At 65.4% G+C, this 13,302-nt stretch carries 12 protein-coding genes and 1 pseudogene; 10 read left to right on the top strand and 3 right to left on the bottom strand.

Annotation, left to right across the window (positions count from 1 at the left end; genetic code table 11):
• Positions 1-2,232 precede the first annotated feature (2,232 nt).
• On the top strand, positions 2,233-3,585 hold the full coding sequence (locus PKB_RS12920; protein WP_043252278.1) for an ATP-binding protein: 1,353 nt from the start codon (positions 2,233-2,235) through the stop codon (positions 3,583-3,585).
• Between the two features lie 162 nt (positions 3,586-3,747).
• A pseudogene (locus PKB_RS29585) lies at positions 3,748-3,942 on the top strand (IS3 family transposase); the annotation flags it as partial.
• 112 nt (positions 3,943-4,054) lie between these two features.
• On the opposite strand, the gene PKB_RS12910 reads toward PKB_RS29585, so the two are convergent.
• Complete coding sequence (locus tag PKB_RS12910; protein ID WP_043252273.1) at positions 4,055-5,053, bottom strand: LLM class flavin-dependent oxidoreductase; 999 nt, start codon at positions 5,051-5,053, stop codon at positions 4,055-4,057.
• A gap of 213 nt (positions 5,054-5,266) precedes the next feature.
• Here PKB_RS12910 and PKB_RS12905 point away from each other — a divergent pair, with 213 nt between their 5' ends.
• The 3 genes from PKB_RS12905 to PKB_RS12895 all read left to right on the top strand — a co-directional run bounded on the left by PKB_RS12905 (position 5,267) and on the right by PKB_RS12895 (position 6,856).
• Positions 5,267-5,608, top strand: a complete 342-nt coding sequence (locus PKB_RS12905) for an FKBP-type peptidyl-prolyl cis-trans isomerase (protein ID WP_043252271.1) — start codon at positions 5,267-5,269, stop codon at positions 5,606-5,608.
• 17 nt (positions 5,609-5,625) lie between these two features.
• Positions 5,626-6,078: a hypothetical protein gene (locus tag PKB_RS12900; protein ID WP_043252268.1), complete on the top strand. Its 453-nt coding sequence runs from the start codon at positions 5,626-5,628 to the stop codon at positions 6,076-6,078.
• Positions 6,079-6,154: 76 nt separating this feature from the next.
• The gene (locus tag PKB_RS12895; RefSeq protein WP_043252265.1) at positions 6,155-6,856 is read left to right on the top strand and encodes a YebC/PmpR family DNA-binding transcriptional regulator; all 702 of its coding nucleotides are present in this window, start codon (positions 6,155-6,157) and stop codon (positions 6,854-6,856) included.
• A 135-nt stretch (positions 6,857-6,991) separates the two neighbouring features.
• On the opposite strand, the gene PKB_RS12890 is transcribed toward PKB_RS12895, so the two are convergent.
• Positions 6,992-7,888 carry a LysR family transcriptional regulator gene (locus PKB_RS12890; RefSeq protein WP_043252263.1) on the bottom strand — a complete coding sequence of 299 codons (897 nt, stop codon included), beginning with the start codon at positions 7,886-7,888 and terminating at the stop codon, positions 6,992-6,994.
• Between the two features lie 148 nt (positions 7,889-8,036).
• Here PKB_RS12890 and PKB_RS12885 point away from each other — a divergent pair, with 148 nt between their 5' ends.
• From PKB_RS12885 to PKB_RS12865, 5 genes are all read left to right on the top strand, one after another.
• The gene (locus tag PKB_RS12885; protein ID WP_043252261.1) at positions 8,037-9,551 is read left to right on the top strand and encodes a CoA-acylating methylmalonate-semialdehyde dehydrogenase; all 1,515 of its coding nucleotides are present in this window, start codon (positions 8,037-8,039) and stop codon (positions 9,549-9,551) included.
• A gap of 112 nt (positions 9,552-9,663) precedes the next feature.
• Positions 9,664-10,539, top strand: coding sequence for a 3-hydroxyisobutyrate dehydrogenase (gene mmsB / locus PKB_RS12880; RefSeq protein WP_043252259.1), 876 nt, complete (start codon positions 9,664-9,666; stop codon positions 10,537-10,539).
• 116 nt (positions 10,540-10,655) lie between these two features.
• Positions 10,656-11,573, top strand: coding sequence for a bestrophin family protein (locus tag PKB_RS12875; RefSeq protein WP_043252257.1), 918 nt, complete (start codon positions 10,656-10,658; stop codon positions 11,571-11,573).
• A gap of 18 nt (positions 11,574-11,591) precedes the next feature.
• Complete coding sequence (locus PKB_RS12870; RefSeq protein WP_043252255.1) at positions 11,592-12,158, top strand: flavin reductase family protein; 567 nt, start codon at positions 11,592-11,594, stop codon at positions 12,156-12,158.
• A 63-nt stretch (positions 12,159-12,221) separates the two neighbouring features.
• The gene (locus tag PKB_RS12865) at positions 12,222-12,656 is read left to right on the top strand and encodes a PGDYG domain-containing protein (protein WP_043252254.1); all 435 of its coding nucleotides are present in this window, start codon (positions 12,222-12,224) and stop codon (positions 12,654-12,656) included.
• 130 nt (positions 12,657-12,786) lie between these two features.
• Here the strand turns inward: PKB_RS12865 and PKB_RS12860 are convergent, their stop codons facing one another.
• Positions 12,787-13,182 carry a hypothetical protein gene (locus PKB_RS12860; RefSeq protein ID WP_043252252.1) on the bottom strand — a complete coding sequence of 132 codons (396 nt, stop codon included), beginning with the start codon at positions 13,180-13,182 and terminating at the stop codon, positions 12,787-12,789.
• Positions 13,183-13,302: the final 120 nt, after the last annotated feature.

The raw sequence follows: 13,302 nt of genomic DNA, 5'->3' as shown, positions 1-13,302 counted from the left end.
CCCTCGCGGCCGCCCTCGACAAGATCCTCTCGACCTTCCAGACCGCGCTGAAAACCGCCGTGCGGGTGGCCGGCGCGGTGCTCCAGGGCGATTTCGCCGAGGCGCTGCGGGCGGCCATCGAGGGGGCCTGCGAGATCGCCGGGGTCGATTCCAAGCCGGTGTTCGACTTCTTCGACCGCGCCGGCAAGGCGATCACGTCGATCCTCAAGGACCCGGTGGGCTTCATCAAGAAACTGTTCGGCGCGGTCGGCGACGGCCTCGGCAACTTCTTCAAGCACATCAAGAAGCACCTCATCGACGGGGTAATCGGCTGGCTGACCGGCGCCCTGTCCGAGGTCAACCTGACCGGCCCGTTCGAATTCAGCCCGCGCGGCATCCTCAGCATCGTCCTGCAGGTACTGGGACTGACCTACGCCAACATCAAGGCGCGTGTGATCAAGAAGGTGCCCGCCGTCGCGCCGGTGTTCGAGCTGGTGGAAAAGGGCTATGAGCTGCTGCAGAAGGTGATCGCCGAAGGCCCCGGCGTGCTCTGGGAAGAGATCAAGACGCAGCTGTCCAACCTCAAGGAAACGGTGATGGCGGCAATCCGCAACTGGCTGATCGTCACCGCGATCAAGGAGGGCGTGGTCTGGCTGCTGTCGCTGACCAACCCGGCATCGGCCATCGTCAAGGCGATCAAGCTGGTGTTCGACCTGGTGATGTTCCTGGTCGAGCGCTACCAGCAGATCAAGGACTTCATCCTCTCGGTCTACGAGGCTGTCGCCGAGGTCGCGGCTGGCAACTTCGCCAAGGTCACCCTGGCCGTGGAGAACGCTCTGGCCCGTTCGGTGCCGGTACTAATCTCGCTGTTCGCCTCGGTGCTCGGCCTGGGCAACATCGCCAAGCAGGTCAAGGGCGTCATTACCACCATCACCAAGCCGATCAACAAGGCCATCGACTGGGTGGTGGACAAGGTGGTCGCTTTCGCGAAGAAGGTGGTGGCGAAGGTCAAGAGCGGGGCGAAGAAGGTCAAGGAAAAGGCGAAGGAGAAAATCGAGGAACTGGTCTCGTGGTGGAAAGAACGCCGCAAGTTCCGCTCGAAGGATGGCGGAAATCACTCGATTTACTACCGGGGCGAAGGCAAACGAGCCGACCTGATGATCGCCTCCACGCCGGACACCATCGAAAATTTCCTCAACACCAAGCTGAAGGACACGAATGCCACTGCCGACCAGAAGAACATCGCCAATGAAGCGTTGGCCCAATACAAGCTCGTAGTGAAAAGCGAAGACGATCTGGAGCGACTGCGCGCCGCTCGTGAGAAGGTGTCCACCGCGGACAAGGCCGGCTACCGAGCCGCCACTAACGCGGTAAATTCGGAGATCCGAAACTTCCGCAACCAGCTCGATGCACTCAAGCGCATCCTCGAAAAAGCCAGCTTCGAAAATGAGGACGACTCCCTGGTGCGCACGGTGGTCGCCCACAATGCCGGCGGAGACAAGTCCACCAATGCCCTGCCGCTGACATACCTGTCCGGCAATACCAAAGGCTCCAGCCCGTATCAGAACCCGCCCGGCTGGTCACACGCCGTGGCCCTGGATACCAAACCCGATGGTTCCTCCAATCACCAGTGGGTGCGCGGCCATCTGCTCAATGACAACCTCCACGGTCCAGGTACTGCCGACAACCTGGTGCCGATCACCCAAGGCATGAACCGCAAGATGGAAGCCGAAGTGGAGAGCCCGGCCAAGGCCGCCATCAAGACCAAAGGCAAGCTTTTCTTCTACCGAGCGGTCACCACTTTCTGGAAAATGCCGGCGCCGCTGGACGTCTTCCCACAACGGATTGTCGTGACCTGGGGCGACGCCGAGCGAGACCCTGCCGACAGGACCAGGTTCCGCGAGAAGACCGCTCACCCACCTGTCACGATCGAGATGGCCACTCCGCCCCCGGCCACAGCCAGCTCCTTCGTGCCGAGCATCAATGGCGGCAGCCCCGGTTTGCTGCTGAAGGCAATCGAGAAGCATGGCGAGGTGACCGCCTATTTCGTCAGTGAACTGCTGCTGGCGGAGTCCCATGACCACGGCAATTACACCTCCAAGTCCAACATGAAGGAGCGCCTATGGGAGAAAGGCCCGGCCGACCAGGCCAGCAAACGCCGACGGCATGTGAATTCGACCTACAACGCGATCACTGCCGGAGACGTTCGGGTATGAGCGAAGCAACAGGTGCAGACCGCTGGAGAAACCAGAGATGAACCAACCCGCTCCCTGCTCAAACGCCGCCAACCTGGACGCGGCATTCGACGTGCTGGTACGCCTGATCCGTGCCCGCATCAAAGGCGAGGAACTGGCTCCGGACGGCGAACTTCGCCTGACCTTCTTCGACGACGGCTCGCCACTAGGCACTTTCATCCGCGACCGGCAGCCACCATTCGATGAATATGTGCTGCTCCTGCTGGCCCTCGCCCCCCACGTACGCCCCACTCTACTGGACAACGAAATCCGCACCGCCCTGGCCCGCGAGGGCGACTTCCCGGAGATCGGCGGCGTGCGCGACGAGGCCAGTCGCACCTTTCTTCCCACCGGAGAGACCGCCGCCTTCCTCCTCGCCGGCGACAACCTCGACGGGCGCTTCGAGGTGCAGCAGCTGTTCTCCCCTGAGCACTGGTTCGCCCGCGAAGGCGTGCTGCTCCTTGAGGAAGCCCGAGACGGCGCGCCGATCCTTTCCGGCCGCATCGTCATGGCCCGCGACTGGGTGGAACGCCTCACCCTCGGCACAGCCCAGGCCCCCGCCTTCGGCGCCGGCTTCCCGGCTCGACGCATCGGCACCGCGCTCGACTGGGACGACCTGATTCTCGAGACGGAAGTCCAGCAGCGCATCGCCGAACTGGAGCAGTGGGTGCGCCACCACCGCACCCTGATGCACGACTGGGGCATGGCCGGCCGCCTGCGCCCCGGCTACCGCGTGCTGTTCCACGGGCCGCCCGGTACCGGCAAGACCCTTACCGCGACCCTGCTCGGCAAGGCCACCGGCCGCGAGGTGTACCGTGTTGACCTGTCCAGCGTGGTGTCAAAGTACATTGGCGAAACCGAAAAGAACCTCGCCGCCCTCTTCGACCAGGCGCGCAACCGCGAATGGATCCTGTTCTTCGACGAGGCCGACGCCCTGTTCGGCAAGCGCACCAGCGTCAAGGACGCCCACGACCGCTACGCCAACCAGGAAATCAGCTACCTGCTGCAACGGGTGGAAGAATTCGACGGCCTGGTGATCCTCGCATCCAACTTCCGCGCCAACATCGACGAAGCCTTCCTCCGCCGCTTCAACGCGATCATCCGCTTCCCCTTCCCAGCCGTGGACGAACGACTCGCGATCTGGAACCGCACCCTCCCCGCCCAGACAGATCGTGAATGCCTGGCCGGGCAGTTGGCGCGGTTCGAATTGTCCGGGGGGAACATCGTCAACGTGGTGCAGTTCGCGGCCCTAGCGACTATCGCCAAAGGGCGCAATGCGATTCATCTAGACGAGGCATTGTTGGGGATACAGCGGGAGCTTGAGAAGGAAGGGAAGGTGTTCAGGAATCTGCTGGAAGAGCCGGGGGCTTGAACGGACGCAAGAGTCTCGAGCATTGCACCCGGCCCCATGCAGTGCTTGACCCGCCATGATCCGGGGCCACAGGAGCATCACATAAGCACTTCATTTACCAAGGAAGATTTGTCATTCCTCGTCGAAGCAATGGACCGGAAGGTAGGGGCTAGCCCGATGCTCGCCACCGGTGAAGGCTTCTTCGGTCTGCTCAAGCGGAAGCGTATTTTCCATCAATCGTATCGGACTCGCGACGAAGCACGAGCGGATCTATTCGACTACATCGAGCGACTTCATAACCCACGAATGCGTCGTAGAGTCGCCCTGCAAGATATGAAGTTCTCAGCCCTTTTCAAACCGTCCGTGGAAATGGGGTAGAACCCATGGGTCAAAATATGGGTCAAGAATCTTTCACAACTAAAAACCCAGATACCACCCGCGATAAAGAGCATAAAAGCCCGCTCACAGAGCGGGCTTTTTGCCGATGGGCTCAACGCAGCCCGGCGACTATCTCCAGCGAGCGCAGGCGCAGCGCGTGATCGTAGATGTCGCTGGTGAACATGATCTCGTTGGCGCCGGTCTGCTCGACCAGGATTTCCAGGCGGCTGCGCACCTTCTCCGGTCCGCCGATCACCGCCAGGCCGAAGAAGTTGCCCACCGCTTCCTGCTCGTGCGGCAGCCACAGGCCGGTCATGCGCTCCACCGGCGGCTTCTGCTTCAGGCTTTCGCCACGGATCAGCGCCAGCACGCGCTGGAAGGCGGTGGTCGCCAGGTAGTCGGCTTCCTCGTCGGTGGGCGCGGCGATCAGCGGCACGCCGATCATTGCGTAGGGTTCATCGAGGATCGCCGAGGGGCGGAAATTCTGCCGGTAGATGCGCAGCGCGTCGTGCAGGTAGCGTGGCGCGAAATGCGAGGCGAAGGCATAGGGCAGGCCCTTCTCCGCAGCCAGGCGCGCGCTGAACAGGCTGGAGCCGAGCAGCCAGATCGGCACCCGCGTGCCCTCGCCCGGCACGGCCAGCAGGGTCTGCTGCGGACGACGCGGGCCAAGCAGCATTTCCAGTTCGGCGACCTGCTCGGGGAAGTCCTCGCCATCGCCCATCAGGCGGTCGCGACGCAGGGCGCGCATGGTCGCATGGTCGGCGCCCGGCGCGCGGCCGAGGCCCAGGTCGATGCGCCCCGGATAGAGGCTGGCGAGGGTACCGAACTGCTCGGCGATCACCAGCGGCGGATGGTTGGGCAGCATCACCCCACCGGAGCCGACGCGGATGTGCGCGGTCTTGCCGGCGATGTGGCCGATCAGCACGGAGGTTGCCGAGCTGGCGATGCCGTCCATGTTGTGGTGTTCGGCCAGCCAGTAGCGGGTGAAGCCGAGGCGCTCGACATGGCGAGCGACATCCACGGCATTGTTCAGCGCTTCACTGACGGTGCCCTGGTCGCGGATGGGCACCAGGTCGAGCATGGAGAAAGCGGTTTCGGACAGGGACTTCATGGGTACTCCGGTCGGGGTCCGCGCGCGGTGGGCGGGCGGACGTGGCTTTGACGGCGACTCTAGCCGGATGCCCCGGCACTGGCCACGCGCCGGGATCGATAGTGCTCATGAAGGCCAGTGATGGAAGCCCGGCAGTTGCCTTCGCCGGCGATTCCTGCGAAAACGCCGGCCCAGTAGCGGCCGCTCGGGCCGCGTGCATTACGAGAGACGAACATGAGCGACGAACTGCGCATCGAGGACATCCAGCTGGGCGACGGCAAGGCCGTGGTCAAGGGCGCGCTGATCACCACCCAGTACAAGGGCACCCTGGAGGACGGCACCGTCTTTGACTCCTCCTACGACAAGGGCCGGCCCTTCCAGTGCGTGATCGGCACCGGCCGCGTCATCAAGGGCTGGGATATCGGCCTGATGGGCATGCAGGTTGGCGGCAAGCGCAAGCTGTTCGTACCGGCGCACCTGGCCTACGGCGAGCGGCAGATCGGCGCGCACATCAAGCCCAACTCGAATCTGGTGTTCGAGATCGAGCTGCTGGAAGTGCTCACCCGCGACGACTGAGTCCGAGGAGGAAAAGGATGTCCACCCGTCCCGCTTCCGCCACCCGCCGCTGGCTGGTGCGCTGGCTGTACGCCGCTGCCGGCGCGCACCTGCTGGTCGGCCTGGTGCTGACCTGGCTTGGCGACGCCGCTCTGTTCGAGCCCTATCACCGCAGCATCGAGGCGGCCTTCTGGGGTGCCGCAGTGCCCGAGCCGGCGCGCGCCGAGCAGATCTGGTGGATCGCGCTGTTCGGCGCCACCCTGCAGAGCTACGCGGTCAGCTTCATCGCCCTGGTCTACCTCGGTCACACCAGCGCCCGCCCGGCGGCCTGGGGCGGGCTGATCGCCAGCATCGTGCTGTGGGCCCCGCAGGACATGTGGGTGTCGCTGCAGCGCGGCATCGTTTCGCACCTGTGGGTCGACAGCATCGCCCTGCTGGTCCTGCTGCCGCCGCTGTTCTGGCTGTACCGGCACGACAGTCGCGCACGCTGATCCGCAAGAGATCGCCAGCGGCCGCGCAAGGCCTTAGACTTGCCGACCTCGAACAACCCCTGCCAAGAGAGTCACCATGGGCGCCCAGTGGAAAGCCAAACATAAAGAAGCCGCAGCCAACGCCAAGGGCCGCGTGTTCGGCAAGCTGTCGAAGGAAATCATGATCGCCGCGCGCAACGGCGCCGACCCGGACATGAACCCGAAACTGCGCCTGGTGGTCGAGCAGGCTAAAAAGGCCTCGATGCCGCGCGACACCCTGGAGCGCGCGATCAAGAAAGGCGCAGGCCTGCTCGACGGCGGCGCCAGCTTCGAGCGCGTGGTCTACGAAGGCTTCGCCCCGCACCGCGTACCGGTGATCGTCGAATGCCTGACCGACAACGTGAACCGTACCGTGGCGGAAATCCGCGTGCTGTTCCGCAAGGGCCAGCTCGGCGCCTCGGGCTCGGTAGCCTGGGACTTCGATTACCTGGGCATGGTCGAGGCTACTCCGGCCAGCGCCGACGCCGATCCTGAACTGGCCGCCATCGAAGCCGGCGCCCAGGACTTCGAGCCGGGCTCGGAAGACGGCGACACCCTGTTCCTCACCGACTCCACCGACCTGGACGCCGTCTGCCGCGCCCTGCCCGAGCACGGCTTCACCGTCGCCTCGGCCAAGCTGGGCTACAAGGCGAAGAACCCGGTCAGCCTGTCCGGCGCCGAACTGGAAGAAGTCGAAGCCTTCCTCGATGCCCTGGACGGCAACGACGACGTGCAGAACCTCTACGTCGGCCTGGCGTAACGCAATACGGGCGGACCTTGTCCGTCCTTCGCGGAGAAGCTCCGCTCCTACACCCGTGATCGGGCTTGGGCACAACCCTGTAGGAGCGGACCTTGTCCGCGATCCGCGCGCAAAGCGCGCCCAAATACCCCCGCCTTACCCCACCCGCCCCATCAACACCGCCTGACTCGCATCCGCCTTCTCCCGCAGGAAATCCCAGGTGGTGCGCATCCTCGCGATGTCCTTGAGCTCCGTGGGCATCAGCATCCAGAACGTCCGCACGAATTCGATCTCACCCGCCAGCACCGGCTGCAGCGACGGGTCTTCGCTCGCGGCGAACGCCGGCAGGATCGCAAGCCCCGCGCCCTCCGCCACCGCGCGTTGCTGGGCCAGGATGCTGGTGCAGCGCAGGGCCATGTGCAGCGGCCGGCCGATCTCGTCGAGGTACTGCAACTCCTTGCTGTAGAGCAGGTCGTCGACGTAGCCGACCAGCGCGTGCTGGCGCAGGTCGTCGCGAGTGCGGATCGGCTCGTGCTCGGCCAGGTAATCCTTCGACGCATAAAGCCGCAGCACATAGTCGGTCAGCCGGGTGACCAGGTAGGGCCCGCGGTCCGGGCGCTCCAGGGTGATGACGATGTCCGCCTCGTGGCGTGACAGCTGCAGCGCGCGCGGCACCGCCAGCAAGTCCACGCCCAGGTGCGGGTGGCGGCTGTTCAGCTCCACCAGCTGCGAGGTCAGCAGCGTCGAGCCGTAGCCCTCGGTGGCGCCGATGCGCACCTTGCCGGACAGGTTGTCCTCGGCGCCCGCCAGGCGCTTCTCGATCACCTTGCAGGCACTTTCCATCGCCTCGGCCTGGGGCAGCAGGCCATGCCCCGCCTCGGTCAGCCGGTAGCCCGACGGCTCGCGCACCAGCAGCTGCGCGCCGATGCTCTTCTCCAGCGCCTGCAGGCGCCGGGCCACGGTGGTGTGGTCCACGCCCAGGCGCCGCGCGGCCACGGTGAGCTTGCCGGCACGCGAGAGTTCGAGGAAGAAACGCAGGTTGTCCCAGTCCATAGCGCGGCCTTCAATGTGCAAAAACGCAGAGCATGCTTGCACATCACCGCATTGAATTCATCAAAAATGCACTGCTAGGATCATTCCACAGTCCTTGAGGTACGCCCCGAGGCCCATAACAACAAACCGCCACAGGCTGGGAGTTCCGATGAGCACTACTACCGCTGCCGTCCCCACGGTCAAACTCTTCATCGACGGCAAGCCCGTCGAGTCCACCAGCAGCGAATGGCGCGAGGTGATCAACCCGGCCACCCAGGAAGTCCTGGCCCGCGTGCCCTTCGCCACCGCCGCCGAAGTCGATCGCGCCGTGGCCAGCGCCAAGGCCGCGTTCAAGACCTGGAAGAAAACCCCGATCGGCACCCGCGCGCGCATCTTCCTCAAGTACCAGCAACTGATCCGCGAGAACATGAAGGAGCTGGCGGCCATCCTCACCGCCGAACAGGGCAAGACCCTGCCCGACGCCGAGGGCGACGTATTCCGCGGCCTGGAAGTGGTCGAACACGCCGCCGGCATCGGCAACCTGCAGTTGGGCGAGCTGGCCAACAACGTCGCCAGCGGCGTCGATACCTTCACCCTGCTGCAGCCGCTGGGCGTCTGCGCCGGCATCACCCCCTTCAACTTCCCGGCGATGATCCCGCTGTGGATGTTCCCGATGGCCATCGCCACCGGCAACACCTTCGTCCTCAAGCCGTCCGAGCAGGACCCGATGGTGACCATGCGCCTGGTCGAGCTGGCCCATGAAGCCGGCATCCCGCCGGGCGTGCTGAACGTGGTCCACGGCGGCCCGGACGTGGTGAACGCGATCTGCGACCACCCGGACATCAAGGCCGTCTCCTTCGTCGGCTCGACCCGCGTCGGCACCCACGTCTACAACCGCGCCTCCCAGGCCGGCAAGCGCGTGCAGTGCATGATGGGCGCGAAGAACCACGCCATCGTCCTGCCCGACGCGAACAAGGAGCAGAGCCTCAACGCCATCGCAGGGGCGGCCTTCGGCGCCGCCGGGCAACGCTGCATGGCGCTGTCGGTGGTGATCCTGGTCGGCGAGGCCAACGACTGGCTGCCGGAACTGGTTGAGAAGGCCAAGACCCTCAAGGTCAGCGGCGGCAGCGAGCCGGGCACCGATGTCGGCCCGCTGGTTTCCTGCGCCGCGCTGGACCGTGTCAGCGGCCTGATCGAGCGCGGCATCCAGGAAGGCGCCAGCCTGGCCCTGGACGGCCGCAACCCGCAGATCGCCGGCTACGCCAAGGGCAACTTCGTCGCGCCGACCATCTTCGCTGGCGTCACCGCGCAGATGACCATCTACCGCGAGGAAATCTTCGGCCCGGTGCTCTGCGTGATGCACGCCAAGACCATGGACGAGGCCATCGAGATCATCAACGCCAACCCCAACGGCAACGGCACCGCCCTGTTCACCCGCTCCGGCGCCGCCGCCCGCCACTTCAAGGAAGAGATCGACGTCGGCCAGGTCGGCATCAACGTGCCGATCCCGGTGCCGGTGCCGATGTTCTCCTTCACCGGCTCGCGCGGCTCCAAGCTCGGCGACCTCGGCCCGTACGGCAAGCAGGTGGTTCAGTTCTACACCCAGACCAAGACGGTCACCGAACGCTGGTTCGACGAGAACGAAGTCGGCGGCGCGGTGAATACCACCATCCACCTCAAGTAATCCCCGCCAACCCGCGGGCCGGGCCACGGAAACAGGATGTTCCGCGGTCTCCGGCCATGCGGGCCCTATTCGCAGCGACCCTCCAACGACAAGCAGAACAAGGGGATATCCCATGCGTATCGGTTTCATCGGACTCGGCAACATGGGCGGCCCCATGGCCGCCAACCTGCTCAAGGCCGGCTTCGACCTGAGCGTCTTCGACCTCTCCCATACAGCCGTTCAGGCGGCCGTGGCCCAGGGCGCCAAGGCGGTGAGCTCGCCGGCGGAACTGGCCCGCGCGGATGTAGAAGTCATCATCACCATGCTGCCGGCGGCGGCCCACGTGAAGCAGGTGTTCCTCGGCGACGACGGCCTGCTCGCCAACGTCCAGCCGGGAGTGCTGCTGATCGACTCCTCCACCATCGACCCGCACAGCGCGCGCGACGTCTCGGCAGCAGCCAAGGCCCACGGCAACCCGATGCTCGACGCACCGGTTTCCGGCGGCACCGGCGGCGCGGCGGCCGGCACCCTGACCTTCATGGTCGGCGGCGAGGCGGCCGACTTCGAGCGTGCCCGCCCGGTGCTGGCAGCCATGGGCAAGAACATCGTGCACTGCGGCGGTGCCGGCAACGGCCAGGTCGCCAAGGTGGCCAACAACTTGCTGCTGGGCATCAGCATGATCGGCGTGGCCGAAGCCATGTCGCTAGGCGTGAAGCTGGGCATGGATGCGGAAGTACTGGCCGGCATCATCAATACCTCCAGCGGCCGCTGCTGGAGCTCGGAGGTGAACAACCCGCTGACCGGCGCACCTGCTGCGCGCGGCTACAGCGGCGGCTTCGGCACCGACCTGATGCTCAAGGACCTCGGCCTGGCCAGCGAAGCCGCGCGCCAGGCACGCCAGCCGGTGCTGCTCGGCGCACTGGCCCAGCAGCTGTTCCAGACCTTCAGTAACCAGGGCAACGGCCAGCTGGACTTCTCGGCGATCGTGAAGCTGTACCAGGAAGGCTGACCATCAGGTTCACGAGCAAGCCCGCTCCTGCGTAGGAGCGCGCTTGCTCGCGAATTCCCGCCCTCATCTCGGCTATCATGCGCGACACCCGTGTGCCCCGCCTGGAAGCCCTCCGCATGATCCTCCGCCCGCAAACCCCGACGCTCTGGGTGCTGCTGTTTTCCCTCAAGGGTTCGATCGTTCCGGCTATCTGGCGCAAGGTTCTCTACACGGTGCTGCTCAGTTCGGCGGTGGTGGCCACCCACGGCACCTTCTACCACTACAAGGTGGTGCTCACCGCTACGCCCTTCACGCTCTGGGGCCTGACCCTGGCGATCTTCCTGGGCTTTCGCAACAACGTCGCCTACCAGCGCTTCTGGGAGGCACGCACGCTCTGGGGCGAACTGCTGATCGTGTCGCGCAACCTGGCGCGGCAGAGCCTGTCGCTGCTGCCCGGACTCGACGATACCGGGCGCCGGGTGCTCGGCAACCGCCTGGCCGCCTTCGCCTACGTACTGCGCGACCAGTTGCGCGGCCAGGCGCAAAGCGACGATGCCCGCCGCCTGCTCGGTGCCGATGCCCAAGCCCTGGCGCAAACGCCCAATCCCTCCAGCGCCCTGCTCGCCCGCCTCGGCCGCGACTTCGCCGAGGCCGGTCGCCGGACCAACGCGAGCGACATGCTGCTGGCCAACCTCGACCAGCAGGTGAGCCGCCTGTCCTACGTGCTCGGCGGCTGCGAACGGATCAAAGGCACGCCCATCCCCTATCCGTACATCCTCATGCTGCACCGCATCGTCCACGTGTACTGCTTCCTGCTGCCGTTCTGCCTGGTCGACAGCATCGGCTGGTTCACCCCGTTCGCGGTCTGCGTGCTGGCCTACACCTTCTTCGGCCTGGACGCCCTCGGCGACCAGATTGCCGACCCGTTCGACACCCAGCCCAACGACCTGCCGCTGGACGCCATGAGCCGCAACCTGGAGATCGCCGTGCTGGAGATCCTCGGCGAGCGCGAGCTGCCGGCGCCGCTGGAGCCGGTCGACGGCCTGCTGCTCTGAACCCTTTGAGGACACTCCATGAACCACCTGCAAGACGTACCCCTGGCCAAGGCCTACCTGTTGCTCAACCACGGCCCATCGACCCTCGTCACCAGCGAGCACGACGGCGTGGCCAACGTGATGGCGGCGGCCTGGGTGATGCCGCTGGACTTCGACCCGCCGAAGCTGATGCTGGTGCTCGACCGCAACACCTGGTCGCGCCACCTGGTGGAGGGCTCCGGCGCTTTCGTCATCCAGCTGCCCTCGCGCCGCCAGGCCGAACTGACCCTGACGGTCGGCTCGAACAACGGCGGCGAGATGGACAAGTTCGCCCGTTTCGACATCGCCCAGGGCCGCGCACGCAAGATCGCGGCGCCCATCGTCGAGGGCTGCCTGGCCTACCTGGAATGCAAGGTGATCGCCGAGCCGCACAACCAGGACAAATACGACCTGTTCATCGCCGAGGTGGTCGCCGCCTATGCCGATGAGCGGGCGTTCTCCAATGGCCGCTGGCATTTCCCGGATGATGAGCTGCGGACCATCCACTACCAGGCCGGCGGGGCTTTCTTCGCGACGGGCGAAGCGTTCCAGGTGAGCCGCGGCTGAAACGACGAAATCGCAACACCTGCGCCGCTAGGCTAGCCAGCTGTTTTCCTCAGGGTGATAGACATGCTCGAACTCAAGGACCTGGACCTGCGCGAAGACGCCCAGGCCGGGCGCTACGTGAAGGACGAAACCGTGCAGGTGGCCTTCGCCGCCGAAAGCGGCGCGCTGATGAGCCTGGAAGGCGCCAACCGCTACGAGCGCGGCGACGCGCTGATCAGCAGCGCCACCGGCGAGCGCTGGGTGGTATCGCGCGAGCGATTCGACGCCAAGTACCTGCCGGCCGAGGCCGGGCTGGCCCATGGCGTCGACGGCGCCTACCGCAACCGCCCGAGCGTGGTGCTGGCGCGGCGCATGGACGAAGCCTTCCGCATCGCCCGCTCGGCAGCCGGTGACGTGCTGCAAGGCGAGGCTGGCGATTGGGTCATGCAGTACGCCCCAGGCGACTACGGCGTGACCCAGGCGCAACGCTTTGCGCGGGTTTATCGCCCGGCCGAGTGAGGCGCGTCGGATGCGTCCGGCAGAAAATGAAAAACCCGCCTTTGGGCGGGTTTTTCATTGGGGCGCTAGTCCGTTAGCGATGGGCTCCAACATACCCCTTCAATGTGAAATTGCCGTGAAGAATTGATGATCAGCTCGAATAGTCGAGCGCCGTCCAGACGCGGCTCATGCCAGTGCGGATCTGGCACTGGGACAAGTCGCTCGCGCTGCTCTGCGCCGGCAGCAGCAATGTAGTGCCAGCATTGCTGCCCTCACCTTCGGTCAGCCACTGCAGGCGCCCGCAATTGGGCGTATCGATCACATAGCTGGCGGCGACCATCGAGCGCGAACGCGGCAGACGAATGGCATCGCGCACAGTGCCGTGTTCCTCGATGCGCTTGCCGTTGGCCACCAGCACGGCCCAGGCCTCATGTCCGTCGATGACCAGGTAGGCGCCATTGGCCATCGGCTTTTCCGCCGGCGGTTCGGCGCAGCCGACGAGCAGGGACAGCACGGTGCACAGCAGCAACAGGTTGCCTCGGATCATCACGCGTTCCTCTTCTTCGCGGTGGCCGCCGAAGCGCGTCTGGGCGCGGGCATTCGGGCGACGACCATGGATTCAGTGAACCAGCGAAATCGATACTAGCCGCAAATACTGTTTATGCAT

This window comes from Pseudomonas knackmussii B13 (assembly GCF_000689415.1).
Lineage (GTDB): Bacteria > Pseudomonadota > Gammaproteobacteria > Pseudomonadales > Pseudomonadaceae > Pseudomonas > Pseudomonas knackmussii.
Note: the sequence above shows the minus strand (reverse complement) of the source record. Positions and strands in the feature narration are given on the sequence as shown.

Coding starts and splice junctions, on each gene's coding strand:
- PKB_RS12875 (WP_043252257.1), top strand. CDS start 10,656: ATGATCCTCCGCCCGCAAACCCCGACGCTCTGGGTGCTGCTGTTTTCC.
- PKB_RS12865 (WP_043252254.1), top strand. CDS start 12,222: ATGCTCGAACTCAAGGACCTGGACCTGCGCGAAGACGCCCAGGCCGGG.
- PKB_RS12860 (WP_043252252.1), bottom strand. CDS start 13,182: ATGATCCGAGGCAACCTGTTGCTGCTGTGCACCGTGCTGTCCCTGCTC.
- mmsB (WP_043252259.1), top strand. CDS start 9,664: ATGCGTATCGGTTTCATCGGACTCGGCAACATGGGCGGCCCCATGGCC.
- PKB_RS12900 (WP_043252268.1), top strand. CDS start 5,626: ATGTCCACCCGTCCCGCTTCCGCCACCCGCCGCTGGCTGGTGCGCTGG.
- PKB_RS12920 (WP_043252278.1), top strand. CDS start 2,233: ATGAACCAACCCGCTCCCTGCTCAAACGCCGCCAACCTGGACGCGGCA.
- PKB_RS12870 (WP_043252255.1), top strand. CDS start 11,592: ATGAACCACCTGCAAGACGTACCCCTGGCCAAGGCCTACCTGTTGCTC.
- PKB_RS12910 (WP_043252273.1), bottom strand. CDS start 5,053: ATGAAGTCCCTGTCCGAAACCGCTTTCTCCATGCTCGACCTGGTGCCC.
- PKB_RS12885 (WP_043252261.1), top strand. CDS start 8,037: ATGAGCACTACTACCGCTGCCGTCCCCACGGTCAAACTCTTCATCGAC.
- PKB_RS12890 (WP_043252263.1), bottom strand. CDS start 7,888: ATGGACTGGGACAACCTGCGTTTCTTCCTCGAACTCTCGCGTGCCGGC.
- PKB_RS12895 (WP_043252265.1), top strand. CDS start 6,155: ATGGGCGCCCAGTGGAAAGCCAAACATAAAGAAGCCGCAGCCAACGCC.
- PKB_RS12905 (WP_043252271.1), top strand. CDS start 5,267: ATGAGCGACGAACTGCGCATCGAGGACATCCAGCTGGGCGACGGCAAG.